This is a genomic window from Mycobacterium sp. TKK-01-0059, from assembly GCF_000709305.1.
GTDB lineage: Bacteria > Actinomycetota > Actinomycetes > Mycobacteriales > Mycobacteriaceae > Mycobacterium > Mycobacterium intracellulare.
This window is the reverse complement of record NZ_KL446993.1, coordinates 22,839-46,133: the sequence shown is the minus strand read 5'-3', so window position 1 is coordinate 46,133 and position 23,295 is coordinate 22,839. Positions and strand designations below refer to the sequence as shown.

Here is a 23,295-nt window from a genome sequence, read left to right as displayed (position 1 = left end):
GGCAGCATCAGGCCGGGCAGTAGGTGTCGGTGTTGGGCAATTTGCCGCTGCTGAGGTAGCCGTTCAGCGGCGCAACCGCGCAGCCCGAATAGATGCTGGCGCCATGTCCGATGCCCTGCCACATCACCCGCTTGCTGGCCGCGTTGGCGTTGATGATGCTGGCCGCGGTCGCCGCGACCCCGTCGGTCCCCACGATCGGGTCGTTCTGCACGCCGAGCAGCAGCACGTCGACCTTCAGGGTCTTCGGGGAGGGCGGCGGGGAACCGGTGGGCCAGTGCACGCACTTGACCATGTTGAGCGCGGCGACGGTACCGAACTGGGGATAGAGCTTGCCCCAGGCGACGAACAGCTCCCGCACCCGGTCCGGTGTCGGGCGGTTGACGGCGTCACTGCAGACGTTGACGAACTGGCCGTCGGAGTCCTGCACGGCGTTGGCGTGGTTGATCAGGTTGTTCAGCCCGTTGGTGTCACCGGAGCGGGCGGCCGCGAGCGCGTTGGCCAGGTCGGTCGTGGCGTTGACGCGACCACCGGACGGGAAGCCCAGCGCGACGGTGATGGCGTTGGCGACCTGTGCCACCGACGCGCCGCCGGGGCCCCTGCCGGCGCGGGCGTCGGCCAGCAGGGCGCTGACGGCGCCCTTCGGGTCCGGACCGAGCGCGCAGTTCACCGCGATGCACTGGGCGGCGAAGGCGTCGAGGGCGGCCTGCTGCCCCTTGACCTGTTGCTCGGCGGCGGCTTCGGCGTTGGTGCCCAACGCGACCGGTGAGTCGAGGACGAGGCGGGCGACCTTGTCGGGTCGCGATCCGGCGTAGGCCAGCGCCACCTGGGCGCCGTTGCCGATGCCGATCAGCGCCAGGGCGGGCACGTCCCACGTGCTGCGCAACCGCTCGATGTCGGAGGCGGCGTGCGCGTCGTCGTAGGCGGAGGCCCCGGGCGCGATGGCGTCGGTGCAGTTGGTGGTCGCGGTGTTGGCGACCTCGGACAGGTTGGCCACCGGGTCGTCGCCGGTCTGGAACTGCGACTGGTCGCGCATCTCCTGGCGGTCGAACTTGTCCCGGCAGTCGATGGGGCTCGACATGCCGATGCCGCGACGGTCGACGGCGACGATCGGGTGGGCGGCGAGCACGTCGGCGCCGGCCCGGGACAGCCAGACCGGCAGCTGCGCCGACGACGGCAGATCCGAGCCGGTGGTGAAGACCAGCGGCCCGGCGTCGTGGGGCGTCTTGTTCGTGCGGGCGCGCACCACCCCGATGCTCAGGCTGCCGCCCCCGCCGTTGACCGGGTCCAAGTCGGAGTCGTAGGTGGCGCAGTCGAGCTGCACACCCGCGGCGGCGGGAACCGCCGCGTCGGCGAACACCCGCGAGGTGCAGTCGTGCCACGCCAGGTCGTTCTTGGGCGCGGCGATCGGGGGCGGGCCGGACGGTGCCGGCTTCGAGGTGGCCGCTCCCTGCGGCCGCGCACCGGAATTCGTGGCGAAGCGCGGGTTGGCGGCCAGGCCCGGGACGCAGCCGGCCAGCAGCGCGGTCACCGCAACGAGGATCGTGGCGCACGTGTACGGCCGACTCATGCCGACCACAGTAGCTAGGCCCGGACGTAGCGGGTGTAAAGGTAGCCGGCGTCGTCGGTCAGGACGTGGGCGCACCGCATCCCGGTGAGCAGCTGGCCCGGGCCGGCCGCGATGCGTCGCGCCTGGCCGCCGACGATGTAGGGCGCGATCGTCAGGCACAGCTCGTCGAGCATGTCGCGGTCGATCAGCGAGCCCAGCAGCATCGGGCCGCCCTCGGTGAGGATGCGGCGCAGCCCGCGCTCGCCCAGGGCCGCCAGCAGGGCGGCCTCGTCGACCTTCTCGGGATCGCCGCCGGAGCAGTCGAGGACCTCGCACACGCCGCTGAGCAGCCGCCGCGTCTGTGCGGCCGCCGCGGCGCAGGTGAGCACCAGCGGCGGCACCTCGGTGCGGGTGAACACGGCCATGTCCCGGTTGAGGTGGCCCGATTTGGTCACGATCGCCAGTGGCGGGACCTCGCTTTGCCCGCGGGCCTGCCGGTGCTGGCGCTGGGCGGCGCTCAGCTGCGCCCCGGAGTAGCCCTCGATCCGCACGGTGCCCGCGCCGACCACGATGACGTCGGCGAGCTCACGCAGCAGGTTGAAGATGAACCGGTCGCCCGGCCCGCCCATCGCCCCGCTGCTGCCGCCCGAGGTGGCGCCGCCGTCGACGCTGGTGATGAAGTTCGCCCGCACCCAGGTCGCGTCGTGCTCGGGATAGCCGTAGAGCCGGGGGAGTTCGCCGTCCTCGAGGTCGCGCACCGAGCCCAGCAGCGACAGCGGCGTCTCGGGCATGGGTCTGATTGCAGCACGCCGCTACAGTTCCTGCATGCACGGGTCCACCTCCGCGAGCGTTTCGGGCGCCATCGCGCGCCTGGTGGATCGGCATCCGACCGTCTCGCCGGAGCGCCTGATCGCCCAATTGAGGCCGCCCCCGACGTTCGCCGACGTGAGCTTTGCGACGTATGAGCCCGATCCGGCCGAGCCGACGCAGGCCGCCGCGGTGCTGGCATGCCAGGACTTCTGCCGGCAGGCCACGCAGCGCCGCGCGGGCCGCCGAAAGTTGTTGGGACGACGGCAGGTTCTGCCCGGTGTCGGGCTGTACCTCGACGGCGGGTTCGGCGTGGGCAAGACGCACCTGCTGGCTTCGGCCTACTACGAACTGCCCGGTGACGGGCCGGGTGGGTCGAAGGGCGGGACGCCGGATGGCCCGCCCCCCAAGGCTTTCGCGACCTTCGGGGAGCTCACCCAGCTCGCCGGGGTGTTCGGCTTCGCCGAATGCGTCGACCTGCTGGGCACCTACACGGCGGTCTGCATCGACGAGTTCGAGCTCGACGACCCGGGCAACACCACGCTGATCGCGCGGCTGCTCTCGTCGCTGGTCGAGCGCGGGGTGTCGGTGGCCGCCACCTCCAACACGCTGCCCGAGCAGCTCGGCGAGGGCCGCTTCGCGGCGCAGGATTTCCTGCGCGAGATCAACACGCTGGCAAGCATTTTCACCAGCGTGCGGATCGAGGGGCCCGACTACCGGCACCGCGGCCTGCCGCCGGCCCCGCAGCCGCTGTCCGACGAACAGGTGGCGGCGCGCGCGGCGCGCGTCGACGGCGCCACGCTCGACGACTTCGACGCGCTGTGCGCGCACCTGGCCACCATGCACCCGTCGCGGTACCTGACGTTGATCGAGGGCGTGCGCGCGGTGTTTGTGACCGGCGTGCACGGGATCGACGACCAGAACGTCGCGCTGCGGCTGGTGTCGCTCACCGACCGGCTCTACGACGCCGGCATTCCCGTGGTGGCGTCGGGCGCCAAACTGGACACCATCTTCAGCGAGGAGATGCTGGCCGGCGGATACCGAAAGAAGTACCTACGGGCCACATCCCGGCTGCTGGCGTTGACGGCGGCGGCTAGCCCAGCTCGCGAACCATGACATAGTCGTGCTCGAGGCCGGCGCCGAGACGAAACGTCCTGGTGCCGCTGATCTCGAAGCCGCTCTTGGCGTAAAAGCGTTGCGCGCGTTGGTTTGCCTGATTGACCCCCAGCCACACGCGCCGCGCGCCCCACTCGCCGGCGGTGGCCAGCGCGCGGTCCATCAGGGCCGTCGACACCCCGCCGCCGTGGTACGCGGGCAGCACGTAGATCTTGGACAGCTCGGCGGCAACACCGCCGGGTTCGCGAATCAGCATGGCGTAGCCGATGATCCGGCCGTCGCAAGACGCGGTGAGGACGGCGCGGTGCGGATCGGCGAGGTAGTCCGCGAAGCGCTCGGCCGACAGGTTGGCGGCCACGAAGGCCGCGATGTTCTCCGGGGCCGCGGTGGGCGGGCACGCCAGCGGAAAGGTAAGGGTCGCAACGGCGGCCAGCTCGGCGGCGGCACCGGAATCCGCCGCCGCGACGTGGACGGTTCGGATCAAAGATTCCACTGGGCGAGGTGATAGCCGGTCTTCTTGTCCAGCAGGACGACGGTGGAGACGGGGTCGCGGTAGGCGTCCCAATACACCTCACCGCGCACGATCGCCCCGTTGGGCGCGTTGACGATCACGTTGTCCAGCGCGTCGGGCGCATCGGAGGCCCGCGGCTTGTACGCGTCGGCGTTCGGGGTCACCCCGTTGAAACTGAAGATGGTCGCCATGATGTACGGATTGGGCACGCGGATCGCGCGAATCGTCACGTCGGCGCGCTCGACGCTGCTGCCGGGGAAGCCCTTGTAGGTGCCCTCGCGCGTGTAGCCGAACCCGGGCGGCGGGTCGCAGGGCGCCACGCCGCTCACGGTCACGTCCGCGATGAACGTGCCGTTGTCCACGCGCAGCGTGTCCCCGATGTGGCCGATCGGCGCGTCACCGGCCCACGCGCGCGGCGCCGGAACGACGGCCGTCACGCTCGCCGCGGCAACCAACACGGCCGACACCGATACCAGCCAGCGGCGCATCTTCGCCATGTCTTGCCTCCTTGGCACCGTTGCGGGGACCCTCGCATGATCGCACACGCGGTAGCGCCCGAGGGAGGGGTCGGCCGCGGCCGTCAGCCGTCACCGCCGCCGTCCGGGACAACGGGTTTCCCGCCACCGAGCGATTCCAGCGCCGCGATCAGATCCGCCTCGAGCCGGTCCTTGTCGACGCCGCATCGGTGCAGCGGCCCAGGGGTGGAGGAGGCGGCCTCCAGTTCGAGCAACGCCAGCAGCTGGTGCTCGGTGCCGACGTAGTTGTGGCCGAGCCGAAGCGCCTCGCGCACGGTCAACTCGAGCGCCTTGCGCGCCGGCCCGCTGAACGGGATGAGTTCGGGGGGTTGGTCTTCCACGCGCAGCGCGGCGATCGACGCGGCCGCGGCATCGCGTAGCGCCTCGGTGTCGATCTTTTGCAGGCGCAACAACACCGTGGCGAGCGCGGCCGCATCGGCGAGCACCCCGATCAGCAGGTGGTCGGGGGTGATCTCGCCGTTACCGGCCTCGTGCGCGGCGTTCTGGGCCGCCACCACCGCGCCACGCGCCCGCGGGGTGAACCGCGCGAAGCCTTGCTCCGGGTCCAGGGTGGTGGCCTCGGCGCGGGGGACGAATCGTTTCTGGGCGGCTTGTTTGGTGACGCCCATGCTCTTGCCGATGTCGGTCCACGACGCTCCGGAGCGGCGGGCCTGGTCCACGAAGTGGCCGATCAGGTGGTCGGAGATCTCGCCCAGGTGCTCGGCGGCCAGCACGGCGTCGGTCAGCTGATCCAGCACGTCGGGGTGGGTGGTCTTGATCGCGGTGATCAACTCGTCGAGGCGGATCGGATACGCGATGCGGATGGGCTCGGACATGTCGTCAACGCTAGGTTGACGCAGCCCGGGTGTCAACCGGAGGTTGACGGCTTCGGCAGGAGATGCGCGCGGGCGTTCCCTCTGGGAGAATCCGTAAGCCATGAAGCTCCTGCTCGCCCTGTCCGGCCTCGCGGTCACGATCGGCCTGGCCGCTTCGGCGCACGCCGACCCCGTTGACGGCGTCGACGGCACCGACGAAGCGTTCATCGCGTCACTGCGCGCGGCCGGCATCACCTTTGCCGATTCCGATAAGGCGGTGGGAGCTGGCAAGTGGGTGTGCGACACCGTCGGTCAGGGCACGCAGATGCCCGACGTGGTCAAGACGCTGTTGGCCAAGAACTCTGCGCTGAACGAGGACAAGGCCAACCAGTTCGCGGCCATTGCCGCCAACACGTACTGCCCGAACGCGATCACGGCGGTCACGAACGCCCCGCGATGATGCGATTTCTGCTCGCGCTTTGCAGCGTCGCCGCCGCGCTCGGCCTGGCCGTCCCGGCTCACGCGGACGTCGACAACGATCAGGATTTCCTCAAGGACCTGCGCGACGCCGGCATCACCTACCAGGACGCCGGCAACGCGATCACCATCGGCAAGTCGGTGTGTGAGCTGCTCGACGACGGCCAGTCGGACGCGAAGATCGTGACGGACCTGCGCAACCAGAACCCCGCCTTCCAGGGCGCCAGCGCGGCCAAGTTCACCTTCCTCTCCGCCGCCCACTACTGCCCGAAGTACATCACCGGCGAGGACCGCGGGCCCAAGCCCGAAGGCGCCCCCGGCAACTGAGCCGACCGGTCAGGCCGCCCGCGCCGTCCAGGTGAAGCTCTGCATCTCCGGGATCCGCGGCGCCAGGGCCGCGGCGACGCTGCGACCGATCTGATCGGATGCGGCCAGTGACGTGTCCGCGTTCAGGAACCCTTCCACTTCCACGCGCAGGGTCCGGCCGGTCCATCGGGCCCGGGCGTGCGCGTGCGTCACGCCGGGCACCGAGGCGGCGACGGCCTCGGCGGTGGTGATGATGTCGGGGTCGACGCCGTCGAGCAGGCGATGCGCGATGTCGGCGGTGACCTCCCAGCCGACGTGGCAGATGAATCCGGTGACGACGATTCCGGCGACCGCGTCGGCCCAGCCCCAGCCGAGCGCCACGCCGATCAGCCCCAGCACCGCCCCGGCCGACGACAACGCGTCGAGCCAGGAGTGCTTGGCGTCGGCGACCATGGTGGCCGACCGAATTCGCTTGCCTACCACCAGTTTGTAGCGGGCCACCAGCTGGTTGCCGGCGACGCCCACGACGGCCGCGGCGATGCCCCAGCCCACGTAGCCGGTGCCGCCGTGACGGAGCAACTTGGTGACGCTCTCGAAGCCGGCGACCACGGCGCTGCCCCAGATCACCAGCGCCACCCCGATGCCCGCGAGGTCCTCGGCGCGTTCGTAGCCGTAGGGGTACCGCTCGGTGGGGACCTTGCGCGAGGCGCGGAACCCGACGAACACCAGGGCACTGGTGGAGACGTCGGACAGGTTGTGCAGCGCATCGCCGAGCAGCGCCACCGAACCGGACAACAGCGCGATGACCAGTTCCACCAGGCCGGTCAACGCCAGCCCGACGGCGCTGACGGCGACCGCACGGTTGGCCTGCCGGCGCTCGCCGGCGTCGTCCGCCGCGGTGTCGAGGGGAAAACCTGCCGCCGGGTCACGGACCCCGTTGATCGCATGCATAGGAGTCAGCATGCCCGATGCGGCGGCGGCTCCCAAGGGTTTACGGCAGACGAGGGCCGCGCCCTACTTGTCCTGCTCCGGCTTGGACGGTTGATCACGCCACGGGCGGACGGTCTTCGGCAGGAGCATGAACGCCACGGGCACGCGCACCAGCGCGTCGCGGGCGGAGACCTCGAGGAACACGATCTCCATCTCGAGGCTGTTCAGGGGCCGCGTTTCCATCATGAAGCGTGTCCGCAAGTAGCGGGGGGTCCGCAGCCACTCGACCAAATTCATGAACGCGACTGTACGCCACTAGCGGAAATACCTGATGGACACCGTGTTTCGGAACTCTGTGCGTCAGCTCATGCCGATGCGGATGTTCTTCACCTGCAGAAAGTCATAAAGGCCTTCGATGCCGCCGGTGCGGCCGAACCCGCTTTGTTTGTATCCGCCGTAGGGGCCTTGGGGCGCGATGTCGCTGTGCCTGTTCACCCACACCGAACCCGCCTCCAGCCGGCGCGCCACCCGGTGTGCCCGCTCCAGGTCGGAGGTCGCCACGAAGGCGTTGAGGCCGTAGCGCGAATCGTTGGCGATCCTGACCGCCTCGTCCTCGTCGCCGAACGGCATGACGGAAGCCACCGGCCCGAATGTCTCGGTCTGCGCCAGCGCCGAGCGGTTGTCGACGTTGGCGAAGATCGTCGGCTCGATGAAATAGCCGGACTCGAGTTCGCCGCCCAGCCGGCGCCCGCCGGTGATCAGGTCACCGGCCTTCTCGCTGACCGCCTGGTCGATCACACCGAGGATGCGCTCGGCGGCGGCTTCGCTGACGACGGGCCCGAACATGACGTCGGGCTGCAGCGGATCCCCGACCTTCGCGGCCCGCACGGTCGCCACGAGCTTCTCCACGAACGCCGTGTACACCGACGCCTGGACGAGGATCCGCGAGGCGCAGGCGCAACTCTGGCCGGCCTGGGTGATGGGCCCCTGGTGGGCCGCGATGACGGCGGCCATGTCGAGGTCGGCGTCGGCGAACACGAGATATGCCGACTTGCCGCCCAATTCGGCCGTCACGGGTGTGAGGTTGTGCGATGCGGCCTGCAGCACCTTCTGCGCGGTCGCCTGCCCGCCGGTGAAGTGGATCTTGCGGACTCCCGGGTGACGCACCAGCGCGTCGCCGCCCTCCGGGCCGGCCGGCAGCACGTTCACCAACCCCGGCGGCAGGCCCGCTTCCAGGCAGAGTTCGCCAAAGCGCAAGGGCGCCAACGACGCAACCTCCGAGGGTTTGAGGATGACGGCGTTTCCCGCCGCCAGCGCGGGGGCCACGGCCGCGCCGACCACGACCAGCGGCCCGTTCCACGGGGCCAGGACGCCGACGACGCCGTACGGTTCGCGCTCGACGATGTTGACGTCGAACGCGCCGGCGACGGGAGTGCTTGCGCCGTGCGACTTGTCGACGTAGCCGGCGTAGTAGCGCAGGAACCGCTCCGTCAGTACGGAGTTGCCGGCGACCGCGATCGGGACGCCGTAGTCGTGCACGTTGAGCTCGCTCAGCTCGGCGAAGTGGTCGCGCACCACATCGGCCAGCGCGAACAACAGGTCGCGGCGGCGATCGACGGGGTAGGACATCCATTCCCGGTGCGCGTCCCACGCGCTGTCCACGGCCCGATCGACCTCGCTTCGGCCGGCCAGGGGTATGGACGCGTTGGGCAGGCCGGTGCCCGGGTAGACGTGGCGGTAGGTTCCGCCGGATGCCGCGGTAATGCGTTCCCCGCCAATGAGTAACGCACCCGAGAGCGTCGGTGACGACGCGGTTGCCGTCATGGCAGTGTCCTCCGTTGTCGTGTCAGCCGACGGTCGCGGGATCGGCCCGGTTTTCGGCCGTCACCCGCTGCTTCTGCTCCGCGATCACCTGGTTGAGGTAGTCGGCCTTGGCGCAGCCGTAGTACGCCGCGAACTGCAGCGCCAATTCGTCCATCTCCTCGAACGAGACGTCGCCGCTCTTCAGCGCCGCGTACACGTGGGAGATGATCGGGATTACGGCGTCCTGGAAGGCGACGCAGGCCACCGTGATGAGGCGGCGTTCCTTCATGCCCAAGCCGGGCCGCAGCCACATCTCGCCGAAGACGAAGTTCAGGATGCCCGCGCCGGAGTAGGGGTTGTCGCGCATCGGCGCGAACGGCAGGCAGTTGATCTCCTTGAACGATGCTTCGCCGCCCTGCAGCCGCTGCTCGGGGTCGCTGGCGGTGACCAGCGGCAGCAACGGTTCCGGGGGAGGGAGTGCCTCGCCGCGTTCCTCGGCGATCCTGGCCCACTCCTGGTCCACGGCGATGTTGAACCGCGAGGCCTTCGGCCAGCCGGCGTAGACGGCGAAATGCAGGACCGTTTCCCGCATTTCGGTGATGGTGAGGTCACCGCTGTTCAACGCCGCATAGACGTGCTGCTCGAGCGGGGCCTGTGCGTCGGCGGCCGCGACGCAGGCCAGCGTCACGAACCGTCGATCGCGGCGGCTGAGCCCGGGCCGCGACCACACCTCGCCGAAGACGAAGTCGATCAGCCCTGCGGTGAAGGGTCCCCGATCGCCGGGCGGGTCGACCGTCATCACCTCGGCGAAGGTGCGCACCCCCCGTTCATGTCGCGCACCGTCGTCCGTCAAAGCACTATCTGATGGTGACACCGGCGTCCACTTTCAGCTCAAGCCCCGTGACATAACGGGATTCATCGGAGAGGAGGTAGAGCACCGCGTTGCTCACATCGGCCGCCTCGATCAGCGGCGCGGGCAGCGCGTTGAGGAAGATGGGCACCAGGTCGGGCCGCTGCTCGGCGATCAATGTGTGCATCGTCGGGGGCGCCATGCCGGTCGCCACGCCGGTGGGGTGCACGGTGTTGACCCGAATGTTCTGTGCGGCAAGCTCGTTGGCCAGCGCGAGCGTCATGCCCACGATGCCGTGCTTGGACGCGGTGTAGGGCACGTGCAGCGGGGTCCCCTTGATGCCGGCCGAGGAACTGATGTTGACCAGGCTCCCGCCGCCGCGCTCGACGAGGTGGGGCAGCGCGGCCGCGCAGGTGTTCCATGCGCCGATGAGGTTGACGTCGACGACCAGCCGCCACTGCTCGGCGGTGGTGGTGTCCCAGGTGCCGACGGTGAGCACGCCGGCGTTGGCGACCGCACCGTCGAGACCGCCGAGTTCGCCGGCGGCCGCGTCGACCGCCGTTTTCATGGCGGCCTCGTCGCGCACGTCGACGACCGCGGTGATCGCCCGGCGGCCGTGTTTCTCGACCAGGTTCGCGGTCTCGTTCAGGTCGTCCTCGGTGGCCAGCGGGTATTCCAAACCCGCTGGGGTGGAACAGATGTCGACGAGGACGCAGTCGGCGCCCTCCTCGGCCAGCCGCACCGCGTGCGAGCGTCCCATGCCGCGCGCGGCCCCGGTGATCAGGATCCGTTTGCCGGCGACCCGGCCCGTTGCGTCGTTCGTTGTCACGGGCTATCAGACCTTGTTGCAGAAGCCGGCATCGACGGGGAAGGTCACGCCGGTCACGTACTTCGCCTCGTCGGAGACCAGGTAGGCGATCGCGGCGCTGACGTCTTCGGGTTCCAGCATGCCGACGGGCATCGGGTTTTGCAGATGGGGGCCGGCGCCGGGATTCTTCTCCAGGAAGTCGGTCATGTCGTCATTGGTCGCCATCATGGTGTTGACCGCGGTCGGGTGCACGGTGTTCACCCGAATGTTCAGCGGCGCAAGCGCATTGGCCAGGGTGCGCATCAGGCCGACGATGCCGTGCTTGGACGCCGCGTAGCCCAGGCCGCCGCCTTGCAGGCCGCCGAAACCTTTGATGCCCGCCGTCGAGCTGGTGAAGATGATCACCCCGCCGCGATTACCGGACAGCAGGTGCGGAACGGCCGCCCACGCCGTGTGGTAGGCGCCGTCGAGGTTGACGCCGGTGACCGCGCGCCACTGCGCCAGTTCCTCCTCAATGCTCAACTCGCGGAACGCCAATGGCGCGATCCCGGCGTTGGCCAACACGATGTCGAGGCGGCCGAAGTGTTCGACGCCGCTATCCATCGCGGTCTTGACCTGCTCGAAGTCGCGCACATCGGCGACGGTGCCCAGCATCTTTCCGCCGGCCTCTTCGACGAGGGCGACGGTCTCGTCCAGTTCCTGCCGGCAGGCCATCGGATATCCGTTGGCGGGGATGTCGGCGCAGATGTCGATCCCGATGATGTTGGCGCCCTCGCGGGCGAGCCGCACCGCGTGGCTGCGGCCCTGGCCGCGGGCCACCCCGGTGATGAAGGCGACTTTGCCATCTAACGAACCCACGGCGCGTTCCTCTTTTCTTGGTCATCGGCCCAGATCAGGCCGGAGTAACGCCGTTACTCACGTGCGCACAGTAACATGGTTACTGTGAAGACGACAGGGTCCCGAGTACAGACCGTGGACAGCGCGTCCGGGCCCCGGGTCGATCCGATCCTGGACATCGTGGTCGAAATGCTCGACACCGAGGGCTACGAGGCCGTGCAGCTGCGCGAGGTGGCGCGACGGGCCCGCGTTTCGTTGGCGACCATCTACAAGCGGTATCCGACGCGCGACGAGCTCATCGTCGCCGCGCTGGAAGGCTGGATGGACGCCAACCGCTACGCGCGATTGCCGTCGCTGATCGAGGACCTGCCCGGCGATTCGATCTATGTCGACCTGATGCACGTGATGAGGACCATCTTCGAGCCGTGGGAACGCCACCCGTTGATGCTGCGCTCCTACTTCCAGGCGCGATCGGGGCCCGGGGGAAAACGCCTCATCCAGCGCGGTGTCGATGCCGTCGTCCCGGTCGCCAAAGCCATTCTGGCCCAAGCCGATCCGGGGTTCGCCAAAGACCTCGAGCTCATCCTGCCCGGCGTCGTGTACGGGTTTCTCACGCGATTCGCTCAGGGCGAGATCGACGTCACCGAGATCGTGCTCGGCATCGAGCGCACGGTGTTCTGGCTGACCGCGGCGCAGGGCTGAGCGGGATTCTGCGCTCTCACAGGATCGGGGGCGGTATCAGCCAGCCCATCGACGGATCGACGTCGTCTTTGTATTCCGGGCAGTAGCTGGCCACCGAAAGGCCGATGAAGTATCCGGATTGCTTCGCCGACATGGGCGTTTGCTTGGTCAGTTTGATCGCCAGCATCGATACATTCGGGTTCGTTTCGATGCTGCTGCACACCGCATGGGCCGTCGCGATCGCATCGTCGTCGTCGAACATCGTGATCCCGCCCCTGTCGAGGCCGGCGAGAAACGCATCGTCGGCGTCGTCATCGGCCGCCGCCGGTGCCGCGCCGGCCAGCGCGCCCGTGGCCAGGGCGATCGCGCAGGCGGCCGACCACGTGGCAAAACCGGCCCTCGGATGAGCCATGGCCTCCCCTCTATGCGCGGGCCAATCGGCGGCAAGTCAAGGACGACTTAAGTGAACGATAGCCGAAATCGCGGTGTCCATCTCGGCATCGCGCGAGGCGTCGTCCCGGATTTCACGACGAGCAGTGGGAGGCCTTGATTCGTCCGTTGGGCGCGCCCAGCTTGGCCAGGGCGTCCGCATTGGATGCGGTTGTGTCCGGGCCGGATCCGCCCTGGAACCGGCCGGAACGGTCGAACGCCACCGATGCGCAGCCGTTGCGCGTGCCGGCCACGACTTCGCAGACGTCGCCGGCCTCGGCGGTGCAGTGGGCGAGCGCGATCCGGTTTGCCTGCTCCTGGCTGCCCCCGGTGCCCCAGCCGGCGGCGCGTCCGCTGCCGACGGACACCGCCAGGGCGACGAAGTCGTCGTCGGCCGCGGCCGCCGGCGCCGCGATGAGCGCGCAACCGACCGCGACGACGACGGCAATGATTGACCGCACCGGCCGACTCCTTCGCAACGCTCAGGACAGGAATTTAGCGCCGCGGTCGGCGTGCGCGCGGGAAAATGGGCCGCCGCGTCCCGCGGCTACCGGTTGCCCTCCGGGTCTTCGGCCAGGTAGGTGACTTCATACCAGCGCTTCTGCGGTTCGGCGTCGGACGACTCGCTCGCGGTGGCCCGCTCGAGTCGAACGTCCGTCAGATGCGGATTGTCAACGCGGATATAGTCTTCCAGCTCGGCGTGCAGCGCTTCGCCGTCCAGGCTGATGTCCGCGAGCGCCCTGCCGTCGTGCCTCGTCCAACTCACGGAGGACATCTTGCTCCGGTCGCGGACCGAACGTTTCGTTGGCCCTTCGCGAGCCGACCCGTTTCTCCTATACTCGACGTACCTTTGGAGGTGCGATGGCTACAAGCTGGGACACGCTGGATCGCTACGTCGTCATCTCGACGGACACCCACGCCGGGGCGGACCTTTACGACTACAAACCGTACCTGCCTGCCGGCCTGCACGAGGAGTTCGATGCGTGGGCCAAGGCCTACGCCAGCCCGTTCGACGATCTGATCGTGGCCACAGCCAACCGGAACTGGGACCACGAGCTTCGGATCGCCGAGATGGACGCCGACGGGGTGGCCGCCGAGGTCCTGCTGCCCAACACCGTTCCGCCGTTCTTCCCGACGACCCCCAACATCACCATCAGCTTGCCGCGCACGCGTGCGGAGTTCGAACAACGTTGGGCCGGCGTGCAGGCCCACAACCGGTGGCAGGTCGACTTCTGTTCGCTGGCGCCCGCCCGGCGGCGCGGGCTGATCCAGATCTTTCCCAACGATGTCGAGTTGGCGCTGGAGGAGATCCGCTGGGGCGCGGAGCAGGATTGCTTTGGCGGCGTGCTCATCCCGCCGGTGTCGCCCGGCGATTCGCAGGTGGCCCCGCTGTTTCACACCCGCTACGAACCACTTTGGGCGCTGTGCGCGGAATTGGACCTCACGGTGGTGCAGCACGCGGGCGCCGGCAGTCCCGAGATGCCGATGGACCAGCCGGCCTCCAACGCGGTGTTGATCACCGAAATGGCGTTGTGGGCCCAGCGGACCCTGGGTCACCTGATCCTGGCCGGGGTGTTCGAGCGCTACCCGACGTTGCGCTTCGTGCCGACCGAGCAGGGCACGCTCTGGGTGCCCGGGCAACTCGCCGTCCTCGACGCCATGGTGCCGACCATGAAGTCGGACGCGGGCAACCGCACCTATGGAATGTTCGGCGGATCGTCGGTCGACGAGCTCTCCCTGACTCCGAGCGAATACGTCCAGCGGAACTGCTATTTGGCCACCGAGCTGATGCCGTACGACTCCTCGATGATCGACTTCATGGGCCCCGATCACATCATGTGGGGCAGTGACTATCCCCACGAGGAGGGATTTGCGCCCCACTCCACGTTGGCCATTCGTTGGGCCCTGCACGACAGGCCGGAGGACGTCTGCCGAAAGATCTTGGGCGGCAACGCCGGTCGCCTGTACCGATTCGATCTCGAAGCGCTGGTGCCGATCGCCGGCAAGATCGGGCCCACCGTCGCCGAGGTGCGGACCCCCCTCGAGGACACGGGATATCGCGCCCCGGCGGCCTTCGGCTACCGACCATTCGAAGGGGGCCTGGCCCTCAAGCGGCTGGCTCCGCAGCGGCACTAACCGGATTCGTCGCTCAGGGCGGCGCTCAGCCGGCGCGTCGCCGAAGCGAGTTGCGCCCCAAGGCCGGTGACCGCCGCGCCGCTCGTCGGCTCGGCGCTGGGGACCAGGCTGAGCATCAGGGCGATGCGCGACCCGGGGCCCAGGATCGGGGAGTCGATGTGGCTCACCTCGTAGGTGCGGTCCGCGTCGAGGTCGATCGGGAACCACTCCTCCTGGTGGATCAGCTCGTCGGTCAATTCCTGCGCCAGCCGGCTCAGCCGGGTGGACCGCACCTCGGCACTGCGCACGATCAGGGCCAGTTCCTGCAGGCGCAGATCGGGCAGGAGATGCAGGCCGACCGCGTACCCACGCCGCCGGGCATTGGTGATGGCCTCGCGGTAGCGATCGCGCACGTCGTCGGGCAGCGTGGCCAGCCAGCGCTCCCGGACCTCGGGACCGGCCCAGGCAACGGTCGACGCCCCGTACGGCGGACGGTGCGGGAACTGGGTGCCGATCGGCATCGGGTGACCGCCGCCGCGACGGCTCCGGACCTGATCGACGACGGTGGAGTAGTCCTCGCTCACCGAGAAGGCCACGCAGTGCGCGCCCGTCGCGGCCGACAGCTCGGCCATCGCGGAGCGGGCCAACACCAGCGCCGGGTAGCGGCCCGCGGCCTCGCGGCCGAGCCGGACCAGAGCGGGACCGAGGTGGTAGGTCTTGCGCACCGGGTCGCGCAGCAGCCAGCCGGCCCGCAGTAGCTCGGACAACATCGAGTGGCAGCTGGCCTTGTGCACGCTCAAGTGGCGCGACACCTCGGCCAATGTCATCCCGCGGCTCCCGTCGCCCGCCAGCTGCTCGAACAGGTTCACCACCCGTTCGGTCTGCGGGGAGGGGCGCGGCGCCATGGAAGAACAGTAGCCCGATAGTCGCATAATGCGACTGCTTGCGGTGGTATACGCGACCATGTGACCATGACCACAATGGAAGACCTGCGGGGCAAGGTGGCGGTCGTGACCGGCGGGGCCGGGGGCATCGGCCGGGCCATGGGCCGCCGTTTCGGCCGCGAGGGCATGAGGGTGGTGCTGGCCGACGTGCTCGCCGAACCCCTCGAGGAGGCGACTCGGGCGCTCGCGGAGGAGGGCGTCGAGGCCGCCGGGGTTCTCACCGACGTCACCGACTATTCCTCGGTCGAGTCGCTGGCCAAGGAGGCGGTCTCGCGCTTCGGCGCGGTCCACGTGGTGTGCAACAACGCCGGCACCGGCGGCGTCTCCGAGGGCTACATGTGGGAGCACGACCTGGCCGACTGGCGCTGGGGGATCGACGTCAACGTGCTCGGCATCATCCACGGCATCAAGGCGTTCGTGCCGCTCCTGCTCGAGCAGGGCGAGGGACACGTGGTCAACACCTGCTCGGGCAACGGCGGGTTCGCCCCGATCGCCCGGGGCGCCATGGGCGGACCCGCCACCGCGGTCTACCCGATGACCAAGGCGGCGGTGCTCTGCCTCACCGAGAGCCTCTACACCCACCTGGAGATGGCGGGGACGGGCGTCCGGGCGCACGTCCTGTTCCCCGGCGGCTTTTTGAACACCGGCATCTGGGAGTCGTGGCGGCATCGCCCGGAGCGCTACGCCGCGACCCAGCAACGTCGCACGCCCGAGCAGACGCTGGACAAGGTCGTGGCCCGCTTCGAGGCCGCCGGCGCGCACGTCGAGTTCACCCCGCTCGAGACCGTCGCCGACCAGGTGGTGGACGGGATTCGCGCGGACCGCTTCTGGATGATGGGCCCGCCCACCCCGGCCGATCAGGTGGTGAGCGCCAAGGCGGCCTCGATCCTTTCCCGCGGCGCGCCCGACTACCTCGTCGACGTCCTCGGGCGGCACGCCGAAAACAGTGAAGGAGGAAAGCGTTGAACACCAACGTCATTCGCTACGGTCCTCGCCCGCCCGAGGCGCAGGTCGACCACGAGATCGATGCCACCAAGGCGCCCATCGCCACCGAGGCGGTGACCGTCACCTACCTCACCGATCCGGAGATCGTCGCGGCCGTGCTGCCCCGCCCGCTGCAGCCCGCAGCCGAACCACTGGTGCGCATCCAGCTGCAGCGGGTGCGGATCGAGGGCATGGCGCCCTTCGGGTCGGCGGTGTTCTCGGTGACCGCCCGGCACGGCGACGTCGAGGGCGACTACCCGCTCTTCATGCCCCAGTCCACCGAACAGTCGGTCACCGGCGGGCGCGAAACATTCGGCGAGCCAAAGAAATTGGCCCGCATCGAGGTGGAGCGCGACGGCGATCGCGTCACCGCCACCGTGGACCGGCTGGGCTATGCGCTCATCAGGCTGAACGGACAGATCACCGGCCCGGCGGAATTGCCCCCCGACCAGATGAATACCGAGTTCTACTTCAAGTTCCTGCGGGCCCCCGATGGCAGCGGCATCACCGACCCCCACCTGGTTTATGGCGAGTACCACCGCCACTACGAGCTGTTGGAGAACATCGACGGCACCCTCGAGCTGGGGGAGTCGCCGTTGGATCCGGTGGCCGACATCGTCGTTCGTCAGATCAGGTCGATCACCTGGTGTCGGCGGCGCACCGTCCAGGTGGGCCGGATCGCGGCGCGGGTGCCGCAGGAGTGGCTGCTGCCCTACGTGCACCAGCGCTACGACGACGTCGCCCTGCTCGCCGCCCCGAGGCCCGAGCCGGCGCGGGCCTGACCCATGGACCGCTACACCGTCATTTCGGCTGACTGCCACGCGGGTGCCGACCTGCTCGCCTACCGCGAGTACCTCGATCCGCAGTACCGGGACGAATTCGACGGTTGGGCAAAGACATACGTCAACCCGTTCGGTGATCTCACCGAGCCCGAGGCCGAGCGCAACTGGAACAGCGATCGGCGCAACGCCGACCTGGATTCCGAAGGCATTGCGGGGGAAGTCATTTACCCCAACACCGTGCCGCCGTTCTTTCCTCAGGCGAGCCTGGCCGCCCCGCCACCCGAGACCGCCCGCGAGCTCGAGCTGCGCTGGGCCGGGCTGCGCGCGCACAATCGCTGGCTCGCCGACTTCTGCTCCGCCTCGCCCGAGCGGCGCGCCGGGGTGGGCCAGATCCTGCTGCCGGACATCGACGAGGCCATCGCCGAGGTGGCGCAGATCGCCAAGCTGGGCCTGCGCGGCGGGGTGTTGCTGCCCGGGATCGCCCCGGGCACGGGCATTCCCGCGCTCTACGCCGAGCACTGGGAGCCGCTGTGGGCGGCGTGCGCGGAGGCCGGCCTGGTGGTCAACCACCACGGCGGCAATGCCGGGCCGAGCCCGACGGACGGGTGGGGCAGCTCGTTCGCGGTGTGGGTGTACGAGACGCACTGGTGGGCGCATCGTGCGTTGTGGCACTTGATCTTCAGCGGCGCGCTGGATCGCCATCCGGACCTCACCGTGGTCTTCACCGAGCAGGGCGCGGGGTGGATCCCGGCGACCCTCGACTCGCTCGACGTGGCGGCGGCCCGCTACGGGCGGGAGAACTCGGCGATCGCCCGGTTCGCCGGGCCCACCGCCGGCTCGCTGAGCCTCAAGCCGAGCGAATTCTGGGCCCGCCAGTGTTACGTCGGCGCCAGTTTCATGCGTCCCGTCGAGTGCGCCGAGCGGCACCGCATCGGCGTCGACCGCATCATGTGGGGAAGCGACTACCCGCACTACGAGGGCACCGCCCCCTACACGCGGGAAGCGTTGCGCCACACCTTCTCCCGCGTTCCGGCCGAGGAGGTGGCGGCCATTTTGGGCGGGAACGCGGCCGCCGTGTACGGCTTCGACCTCCAGGTTCTCGCGCCGCTCGTCGAGCGGATCGGCCCGACCGTGGCCGAGGTCGCCGAGCCGCTGGACACCGTGCCCGCCGACGCGCGCAGCACCGTCTTCGAACCCGACCCCATCCGTGCCTGGTAAGGAAGGACCGCCCGTGAACCCCTACATCATCATCTCCGCGGACACCCACGCCGAACTCCCCACCGAGCGGTACCGCGAATACGTCGACCCCCAGTACCGCGAGGACTTCGAGGCCTACCTGGCCGAGAAGACCGCCGCGGCGCAGGCAGGCGGGTTCATCGACGAGGAGTTCGCGCAGGAGTGGTTCTCCGAGCACGGCGACGGCATCGCCGGGGGATGGGACGTCGGCCTGCGCGACAGGGAACTCGACGGCGACGGGGTGGTCGGCGAGGTCATCTTCCCCGACGCCGACGCCGTGACCGGCGTGGCCGGCGCCCCGTTCGGCGCCGGACTGGGCCAGTCGGGCGACCTCGACCCGGGGCGCGCCATGGCCGGGGCGCGGGCCCACAACCGCTGGCTGGCCGAACTGTGCAGCCACAGCCCCGAGCGGCGCGCCGGGGTGGCGGTGGTGCCGATACTGGCCGACGTCGACGCGGCGGTCGCCGAGATCACCCGAGCGGCGGAATCCGGACTGCGCGGCGGGATCCTGATTCCCGCGCGCTGGGTCGGCTACCCGCCGTATCACGATCGTCGCTACGACAAGGTCTGGGCCGCCTGTCAGGACCTGCAGATGCCGATCCACAGCCATTCCGGTCCCGCCCCGCAGGAGGAGTACGGCGGGCACCTGGGCATCTACGTGACCGAGGTGCGCTGGTGGGGCGCCCGGCCCCTGTGGTTCGCGCTGTGGTCGGGCGTGTTCGAGCGCTTCCCCGGGCTGCGCTGGGGGGTCACCGAGTGCGGCGCGTTCTGGGCCAACGATCTGCTCTGGCTGATGGACACGCGGTATTTGCGTGAGCACTCGGCCAAGAAGATGAGCCATCTGATGGAGGGCGACCTGACGATGCCGCCGTCGGCCTACTTCGACCGGAACTGCTTCATCGGGGCCACCACCACCGAACGCCGGGAGCTGGCACGCCGCTACGAGATCGGCGTATCGAACATACTGTGGGGCAACGACTTTCCCCATCCGGAGGGTACCTGGCCGCATACCCGCGACTGGCTGCGCCGCTCCTTCTGGGACATTCCCGTCGAGGAGACCCGCCAGATGCTGGGCCTGGCGGCGGCCGAGGTCTACAACTTCGACCTCGGGGCCCTCGCCTCGCTGGCCGAGCGCATCGGCCCGACCCCCGAGGACCTCGGCCAGGACGATGCGGTCAGCATCCCCAAGTGGGAGGCGGCACGACAGGTCGGACGCCACTGGCTGACGGACGCGGAGCCGATCCCCGATCTCGTGCAGAACTGAATAGTTCCAGGGGTCTCGGCGCCTACTCCGGAGCGCGCCGCCAGGGCGGTATTCCGTTGCGGCGCAGCGCATCTGAACGACACGTGAGGACGCCGCGTCCGCGAATGCGCTTGCGTGGCCGCGGGAGGCATTGCCAGCCGTGAAAGGATGGCGATGATGACCACGGTATCTGCGGAATTACCTGTTGCACCGGTGCTGATGGGTTGAGCGTGCCCCTGAAACGCGTCGACGAACTGAAGCCCGGAGACAGGATCCGCATGAAGGTCGGGCACGCCACCGTCGTCGCGACGGAACCCCTCGACGACGACCGCACCCTGCTCACCTTTACCTACGGGACCAAAGCACCCGCCGACAGCAGCCTCACCGTGGACGTCCTCGACGATGACGACTGGGGTTGGTAAGCGAGGATTACGGCTCGGGTGGCGGTGCCGGTGGGTTGTCCCAACTTCCCGGCGTGCCGGCGGGCACCTGCATTCCGAGCCAGTTGCACGGCATCATCGATCGCCACGCGATGAACGCGCACTGCTGTTCGGGTGTCAACGGGCTAGGTCCCGCGCAGGGCGGCGTTCCCGCCGTCCCGCATATCGGGTCGGCCGCGGCGGGTGGTGTCGCGGCGAATGTGGCGACGGCGATCATCGGCGCGATGGCCGCGATGAATGTGGTGACAAAACGTCGGGTGCGATGCATGGCCACCTCGAATCTGTAGCTCCGTGCGCAGATCGTAACCCCAGGCCCCGGCGCCGGGTGGCCGTTTGAGTGCACCCGGGCGAGCCCGGGAATCGGAGGGCATCGGCCACGGCGGAGCGCGGCAGTGACTTGCGGCGCGTCGCCGGATGTAGCTAACTTGGACGACCCCCGGGTGGGGTAGCGTCATAGCTGGTGTGGAGAATTATCAGCTAGGTTTTCGGGCGGAGCGATGCAGCTGAAGTGGCTCAGCGTGGCCGATCTGATCGCCCGGGCCGGTGGAGACCCCTGGGCGATCAACCAGAGCCTGCAGGCGGGCAGCCCGGCTCAGATTTCGAGCCTGGCGGAAGCCTTCCACGGCGCGGGTCGACACACGGCCGAAGCCGACCACGCCTTCGAGCAAGCCCGGAAGCGCTTTGATGCGGCCTGGAACCACCAGAACGGCGATCACCCGATCAACGACTCCGCTGAAGTGCAGCGGGTCATCAAATCCTTGGGTGCGCAATCCGAGCAGTTACCCAAAATCGGTAGCGATCTGGAGAACATCGCCGCCGCGTTGGCCGAGGCGCAGAAAGCCGGAGCTCAACGAATCTCCACGCTGGAACACGCGCTGCAGGGACTCGACCACATCATCGACGCGGCCCAGCACGACCTGCAATACGGCCACCCCGACGCGAAAACCGAGGCCTTTCTGAAGAAGCTGATCGACGACGCGAGGGCCGACGCAACCGATGACGTCCGGGATGCTCTTGGCGACCTGCAGTCGATTCGTGACGGCTACTCGGCCACGCTGCAGAACTGTCTGGGCAATTTGCGCACCGATGGCTACGACCCGAACGTCCTGGCGCCAGTTGACGCCGACACCGAGATCCCCCCGCCGAGCGCCAGTCCCGAGGACGTCAATCGCTGGTGGACATCCCTGACCCCCCAGCAGCGGCAGCGCTTCATGGCCGAGCACCCCGACCAGATCGGCAACCTCAACGGCGTCCCCATTCTGGCGCGCAATGACGCCAACCTCACGGTGATGAACCAAGACCTCGACCGCGTGCGGGGCATCGCCAGCCGCAACGGTGTCTCGGTGGATGACGTGCTTCGCGACCCCGCGAAGTTCGGTTTGTCGGCCACGGATGTGACCCGCTACCAGAACGCCAACGAGACCAAGCTAGGCCTCGACCACGACGCCGGAGACCCGCTTCACCCGAAACCGGTCTACCTATTCGCTTATGACCCAACGGCATTCGGCGGCAAGGGCCGTGCGGCGATCGCGATCGGCAACCCCGACACCGCCAAGAACACCGCGGTGATCGTGCCCGGCACCAGCAGCAGCGTCAAAGGCGGCTGGCTACACGACGGCCACAACGACGCGATCAACCTGTTCGAACAGGCTAACGCCGCCGACCCCCATAACCCGACGGCGGTCATCGCGTGGATGGGCTACGACGCCCCCAACGGATTCGACGACGTCCAGCGCATCTCCACCCCGGCGCTGGCTCGCGCGGGCAGTGCGTCGCTGGCCCAGGACGTCAACGGTCTGTGGGCGACGCACCTCGGGGCGGGCCAACATGTCACCGTCTTGGGCCACTCGTATGGTTCGACCACCGTCGCCGACGCCTTCGCCATGCACAACATGCACGCCAACGACGCCGTGCTGCTGGGCTGCCCCGGAACCGACATGGCCCGCAGCGCCGAACAATTCCACCTCGACGGTGGACACGTCTTCGTGGGGGATGCCTCCACCGATCCGGTCGGCATGCTCGGACATCTCGACGGCGCGAGCAAGAAACTCTTCGGCGAGAACTTCTTCGGCACCAACCCCAGCCTGGGTACCGACCCCGCGGTCGACGGGTTCGGGTCGGTACGCTTCCGCGCCGAGGTCCCCGGCTCCGATGGCATCAATCCCCATGACCACTCGTACTACTACCACCGGGGCAGCGAAGCCCTCTATGGCATGTCCGACATCGTGTCCGGCCACGGTGACCAACTACAAGCCGACGGCATGACCGCCGATCATCGCCATTCGTTGGGTGGCGTACAGGTCAGGATCCCCGGCCTGCCCCCGGTCACCATCGGCCCGCACACGCCCGCCGTCATCGACCCGGAGTGGGAGCGGTCGCCAGGGTCTATCACCGACAACCATGTTTTCGATGCTCAACACCACCATTGAGGAACAACGTATGCCGTTGCGCCAAGCGCTGATCAGTTCGCTAGTGGTCGTCGCCGTGTTGTTAGGAGGATGCGCGCCAGTGCTACACAAACCACATGCCGCGGGATCGACGAATCCGTACGAGGATACGGCCCATCCCATGAGCGACGACCAGACCAAGGCGCAGGTGATCGAGCCGGCCAAGCAGATCGTCGCCGCCGCGAAGCTGGAGGGAGTCAGCGGGGCGTTCTCGTTCGCCTCGTGCAACGACCAAGGGGATCCGCCGTTTCAGGGCACCGTCACGCTCAGCTTCCTGATCCACGGGGACCCCGATGCGTATTTCCAGCAAGTACGCGCGGCGATGATCGCGCACGGCTGGAACGAGGGGGCGCCAGCTGGACAGCACTACCACGGCGCCTCACTGAACAAAGACGGCGTGGCCGCCAGCATCAGCTACATGCCGTCCGACCACGCCTACGGGCAGATCATCCTCGATGGCCAATGCCGAAACATGGGCAACCACAAGGGCGAAGGCCAATGGACCAACATCAACGATGAGCTGGCGGCTCGATAGGGTTCTTTGCCGAACGGCTGGTCAGGACCCGATAGGTGCTAGCACTGTGGGGAGCGACCTTGAATCCCTGCACCGATCATGCCTAAGGGGCAAATCCATTGTGGGACAACGCGAGAGGGGGCTGCCAACCGCCAGAAA

General features: G+C 68.7%; 28 protein-coding genes. 12 read left to right on the top strand and 16 right to left on the bottom strand.

Annotated features, from left to right (window positions below):
• Nucleotides 1-7: 7 nt before the first annotated feature.
• Together K883_RS00275 and K883_RS00270 are read right to left on the bottom strand one after the other, a co-directional pair.
• A complete protein-coding gene (locus K883_RS00275; protein WP_072501376.1) occupies nt 8-1,567 on the bottom strand; it encodes an alpha/beta hydrolase in 1,560 nt (519 codons plus the stop codon).
• Between the two features lie 14 nt (nt 1,568-1,581).
• Nucleotides 1,582-2,337 (bottom strand): pyrimidine reductase family protein, encoded by a 756-nt coding sequence (locus K883_RS00270; protein ID WP_020823098.1) that lies wholly within the window; start codon nt 2,335-2,337, stop codon nt 1,582-1,584.
• Between K883_RS00270 and zapE the strand changes: the two genes are divergently transcribed.
• On the top strand, nt 2,336-3,469 hold the full coding sequence (gene zapE, locus K883_RS00265) for a cell division protein ZapE (RefSeq protein ID WP_020823097.1): 1,134 nt from the start codon (nt 2,336-2,338) through the stop codon (nt 3,467-3,469). The two genes, K883_RS00270 and zapE, sit on opposite strands and share 2 nt — an antisense overlap.
• On the opposite strand, the gene K883_RS00260 is transcribed toward zapE, so the two are convergent.
• The 3 genes from K883_RS00260 to K883_RS00250 all read right to left on the bottom strand — a co-directional run bounded on the left by K883_RS00260 (nt 3,447) and on the right by K883_RS00250 (nt 5,331).
• On the bottom strand, nt 3,447-3,962 hold the full coding sequence (locus K883_RS00260) for a GNAT family N-acetyltransferase (RefSeq protein ID WP_020823096.1): 516 nt from the start codon (nt 3,960-3,962) through the stop codon (nt 3,447-3,449). The two genes, zapE and K883_RS00260, sit on opposite strands and share 23 nt — an antisense overlap.
• Nucleotides 3,950-4,468 (bottom strand): hypothetical protein, encoded by a 519-nt coding sequence (locus tag K883_RS00255; protein WP_179945079.1) that lies wholly within the window; start codon nt 4,466-4,468, stop codon nt 3,950-3,952. The genes K883_RS00260 and K883_RS00255 overlap by 13 nt, the downstream gene beginning before the upstream one ends.
• Before the next feature lie 92 nt (nt 4,469-4,560).
• On the bottom strand, nt 4,561-5,331 hold the full coding sequence (locus K883_RS00250; protein ID WP_008258490.1) for a Clp protease N-terminal domain-containing protein: 771 nt from the start codon (nt 5,329-5,331) through the stop codon (nt 4,561-4,563).
• Between the two features lie 100 nt (nt 5,332-5,431).
• Between K883_RS00250 and K883_RS00245 the strand changes: the two genes are divergently transcribed.
• Together K883_RS00245 and K883_RS00240 are read left to right on the top strand one after the other, a co-directional pair.
• Nucleotides 5,432-5,770, top strand: coding sequence for a DUF732 domain-containing protein (locus K883_RS00245; protein ID WP_008258488.1), 339 nt, complete (start codon nt 5,432-5,434; stop codon nt 5,768-5,770).
• Nucleotides 5,770-6,114 (top strand): DUF732 domain-containing protein, encoded by a 345-nt coding sequence (locus tag K883_RS00240; RefSeq protein WP_036455220.1) that lies wholly within the window; start codon nt 5,770-5,772, stop codon nt 6,112-6,114. Before K883_RS00245 ends, K883_RS00240 begins: the two co-directional genes overlap by 1 nt.
• A 9-nt stretch (nt 6,115-6,123) precedes the next feature.
• Here the strand turns inward: K883_RS00240 and K883_RS00235 are convergent, their stop codons facing one another.
• The 6 genes from K883_RS00235 to K883_RS00210 form a co-directional block, all read right to left on the bottom strand.
• Nucleotides 6,124-7,044: a cation diffusion facilitator family transporter gene (locus tag K883_RS00235; RefSeq protein ID WP_008258485.1), complete on the bottom strand. Its 921-nt coding sequence runs from the start codon at nt 7,042-7,044 to the stop codon at nt 6,124-6,126.
• Between the two features lie 63 nt (nt 7,045-7,107).
• Entirely contained in the window at nt 7,108-7,320 is a 213-nt protein-coding gene (locus K883_RS00230; protein WP_008258482.1) for a hypothetical protein, read from the bottom strand.
• A gap of 63 nt (nt 7,321-7,383) precedes the next feature.
• Nucleotides 7,384-8,847, bottom strand: a complete 1,464-nt coding sequence (locus K883_RS00225) for an aldehyde dehydrogenase family protein (RefSeq protein ID WP_020823092.1) — start codon at nt 8,845-8,847, stop codon at nt 7,384-7,386.
• A gap of 22 nt (nt 8,848-8,869) precedes the next feature.
• A complete protein-coding gene (locus K883_RS00220; RefSeq protein ID WP_369798900.1) occupies nt 8,870-9,625 on the bottom strand; it encodes a carboxymuconolactone decarboxylase family protein in 756 nt (251 codons plus the stop codon).
• A gap of 58 nt (nt 9,626-9,683) precedes the next feature.
• Nucleotides 9,684-10,505 (bottom strand): mycofactocin-coupled SDR family oxidoreductase, encoded by an 822-nt coding sequence (locus K883_RS00215; RefSeq protein WP_020823090.1) that lies wholly within the window; start codon nt 10,503-10,505, stop codon nt 9,684-9,686.
• Nucleotides 10,506-10,511: 6 nt separating this feature from the next.
• On the bottom strand, nt 10,512-11,342 hold the full coding sequence (locus tag K883_RS00210; RefSeq protein ID WP_020823089.1) for a mycofactocin-coupled SDR family oxidoreductase: 831 nt from the start codon (nt 11,340-11,342) through the stop codon (nt 10,512-10,514).
• A 114-nt stretch (nt 11,343-11,456) separates the two neighbouring features.
• Here K883_RS00210 and K883_RS00205 point away from each other — a divergent pair, with 114 nt between their 5' ends.
• Complete coding sequence (locus tag K883_RS00205) at nt 11,457-12,023, top strand: TetR/AcrR family transcriptional regulator (protein WP_020823088.1); 567 nt, start codon at nt 11,457-11,459, stop codon at nt 12,021-12,023.
• A 16-nt stretch (nt 12,024-12,039) separates the two neighbouring features.
• On the opposite strand, the gene K883_RS00200 is transcribed toward K883_RS00205, so the two are convergent.
• The 3 genes from K883_RS00200 to K883_RS00190 all read right to left on the bottom strand — a co-directional run bounded on the left by K883_RS00200 (nt 12,040) and on the right by K883_RS00190 (nt 13,197).
• Nucleotides 12,040-12,414: a DUF732 domain-containing protein gene (locus K883_RS00200; RefSeq protein ID WP_020823087.1), complete on the bottom strand. Its 375-nt coding sequence runs from the start codon at nt 12,412-12,414 to the stop codon at nt 12,040-12,042.
• Between the two features lie 112 nt (nt 12,415-12,526).
• Nucleotides 12,527-12,892 carry a DUF4189 domain-containing protein gene (locus K883_RS00195; protein WP_020823086.1) on the bottom strand — a complete coding sequence of 122 codons (366 nt, stop codon included), beginning with the start codon at nt 12,890-12,892 and terminating at the stop codon, nt 12,527-12,529.
• A gap of 86 nt (nt 12,893-12,978) precedes the next feature.
• The gene (locus K883_RS00190; protein WP_020823085.1) at nt 12,979-13,197 is read right to left on the bottom strand and encodes a hypothetical protein; all 219 of its coding nucleotides are present in this window, start codon (nt 13,195-13,197) and stop codon (nt 12,979-12,981) included.
• Nucleotides 13,198-13,292: 95 nt separating this feature from the next.
• Between K883_RS00190 and K883_RS00185 the strand changes: the two genes are divergently transcribed.
• Complete coding sequence (locus K883_RS00185; protein WP_020823084.1) at nt 13,293-14,567, top strand: amidohydrolase family protein; 1,275 nt, start codon at nt 13,293-13,295, stop codon at nt 14,565-14,567.
• On the opposite strand, the gene K883_RS00180 is transcribed toward K883_RS00185, so the two are convergent.
• The gene (locus tag K883_RS00180; RefSeq protein ID WP_020823083.1) at nt 14,564-15,451 is read right to left on the bottom strand and encodes an IclR family transcriptional regulator; all 888 of its coding nucleotides are present in this window, start codon (nt 15,449-15,451) and stop codon (nt 14,564-14,566) included. The genes K883_RS00185 and K883_RS00180 overlap by 4 nt on opposite strands.
• 75 nt (nt 15,452-15,526) lie before the next feature.
• Between K883_RS00180 and K883_RS00175 the strand changes: the two genes are divergently transcribed.
• The 5 genes from K883_RS00175 (at nt 15,527) to K883_RS00155 (ending at nt 20,157) form a co-directional block, all read left to right on the top strand.
• The gene (locus K883_RS00175; RefSeq protein WP_369798899.1) at nt 15,527-16,456 is read left to right on the top strand and encodes an SDR family NAD(P)-dependent oxidoreductase; all 930 of its coding nucleotides are present in this window, start codon (nt 15,527-15,529) and stop codon (nt 16,454-16,456) included.
• Complete coding sequence (locus K883_RS00170; protein ID WP_020823081.1) at nt 16,453-17,256, top strand: acetoacetate decarboxylase family protein; 804 nt, start codon at nt 16,453-16,455, stop codon at nt 17,254-17,256. Before K883_RS00175 ends, K883_RS00170 begins: the two co-directional genes overlap by 4 nt.
• A gap of 3 nt (nt 17,257-17,259) precedes the next feature.
• Nucleotides 17,260-18,474, top strand: a complete 1,215-nt coding sequence (locus tag K883_RS00165; RefSeq protein ID WP_020823080.1) for an amidohydrolase family protein — start codon at nt 17,260-17,262, stop codon at nt 18,472-18,474.
• A 13-nt stretch (nt 18,475-18,487) separates the two neighbouring features.
• A complete protein-coding gene (locus K883_RS00160; protein WP_020823079.1) occupies nt 18,488-19,756 on the top strand; it encodes an amidohydrolase family protein in 1,269 nt (422 codons plus the stop codon).
• A gap of 209 nt (nt 19,757-19,965) precedes the next feature.
• Complete coding sequence (locus K883_RS00155; protein WP_008258453.1) at nt 19,966-20,157, top strand: hypothetical protein; 192 nt, start codon at nt 19,966-19,968, stop codon at nt 20,155-20,157.
• Between the two features lie 7 nt (nt 20,158-20,164).
• On the opposite strand, the gene K883_RS28510 is transcribed toward K883_RS00155, so the two are convergent.
• The gene (locus K883_RS28510) at nt 20,165-20,449 is read right to left on the bottom strand and encodes a hypothetical protein (RefSeq protein WP_330217017.1); all 285 of its coding nucleotides are present in this window, start codon (nt 20,447-20,449) and stop codon (nt 20,165-20,167) included.
• A 223-nt stretch (nt 20,450-20,672) separates the two neighbouring features.
• Here K883_RS28510 and K883_RS00145 point away from each other — a divergent pair, with 223 nt between their 5' ends.
• The gene (locus K883_RS00145; protein WP_020823077.1) at nt 20,673-22,604 is read left to right on the top strand and encodes a putative alpha/beta hydrolase; all 1,932 of its coding nucleotides are present in this window, start codon (nt 20,673-20,675) and stop codon (nt 22,602-22,604) included.
• A complete protein-coding gene (locus tag K883_RS00140; protein ID WP_036453312.1) occupies nt 22,585-23,157 on the top strand; it encodes a hypothetical protein in 573 nt (190 codons plus the stop codon). The genes K883_RS00145 and K883_RS00140 overlap by 20 nt, the downstream gene beginning before the upstream one ends.
• Nucleotides 23,158-23,295 lie beyond the last annotated feature (138 nt).

Bases quoted from the DNA above. Each gene is read 5' to 3' on its own strand.
- K883_RS00275 (WP_072501376.1), bottom strand. From the start codon at position 1,567: ATGAGTCGGCCGTACACGTGCGCCACGATCCTCGTTGCGGTGACCGCG.
- zapE (WP_020823097.1), top strand. From the start codon at position 2,336: ATGGGTCTGATTGCAGCACGCCGCTACAGTTCCTGCATGCACGGGTCC.
- K883_RS00270 (WP_020823098.1), bottom strand. From the start codon at position 2,337: ATGCCCGAGACGCCGCTGTCGCTGCTGGGCTCGGTGCGCGACCTCGAG.
- K883_RS00255 (WP_179945079.1), bottom strand. From the start codon at position 4,468: ATGCGCCGCTGGCTGGTATCGGTGTCGGCCGTGTTGGTTGCCGCGGCG.
- K883_RS00250 (WP_008258490.1), bottom strand. From the start codon at position 5,331: ATGTCCGAGCCCATCCGCATCGCGTATCCGATCCGCCTCGACGAGTTG.
- K883_RS00245 (WP_008258488.1), top strand. From the start codon at position 5,432: ATGAAGCTCCTGCTCGCCCTGTCCGGCCTCGCGGTCACGATCGGCCTG.
- K883_RS00240 (WP_036455220.1), top strand. From the start codon at position 5,770: ATGCGATTTCTGCTCGCGCTTTGCAGCGTCGCCGCCGCGCTCGGCCTG.
- K883_RS00235 (WP_008258485.1), bottom strand. From the start codon at position 7,044: ATGCATGCGATCAACGGGGTCCGTGACCCGGCGGCAGGTTTTCCCCTC.
- K883_RS00230 (WP_008258482.1), bottom strand. From the start codon at position 7,320: ATGAATTTGGTCGAGTGGCTGCGGACCCCCCGCTACTTGCGGACACGC.
- K883_RS00225 (WP_020823092.1), bottom strand. From the start codon at position 8,847: ATGACGGCAACCGCGTCGTCACCGACGCTCTCGGGTGCGTTACTCATT.
- K883_RS00220 (WP_369798900.1), bottom strand. From the start codon at position 9,625: ATGACGGTCGACCCGCCCGGCGATCGGGGACCCTTCACCGCAGGGCTG.
- K883_RS00200 (WP_020823087.1), bottom strand. From the start codon at position 12,414: ATGGCTCATCCGAGGGCCGGTTTTGCCACGTGGTCGGCCGCCTGCGCG.
- K883_RS00185 (WP_020823084.1), top strand. From the start codon at position 13,293: ATGGCTACAAGCTGGGACACGCTGGATCGCTACGTCGTCATCTCGACG.
- K883_RS00180 (WP_020823083.1), bottom strand. From the start codon at position 15,451: ATGGCGCCGCGCCCCTCCCCGCAGACCGAACGGGTGGTGAACCTGTTC.
- K883_RS00175 (WP_369798899.1), top strand. From the start codon at position 15,527: ATGGAAGACCTGCGGGGCAAGGTGGCGGTCGTGACCGGCGGGGCCGGG.
- K883_RS00165 (WP_020823080.1), top strand. From the start codon at position 17,260: ATGGACCGCTACACCGTCATTTCGGCTGACTGCCACGCGGGTGCCGAC.
- K883_RS00145 (WP_020823077.1), top strand. From the start codon at position 20,673: ATGCAGCTGAAGTGGCTCAGCGTGGCCGATCTGATCGCCCGGGCCGGT.
- K883_RS00140 (WP_036453312.1), top strand. From the start codon at position 22,585: ATGCTCAACACCACCATTGAGGAACAACGTATGCCGTTGCGCCAAGCG.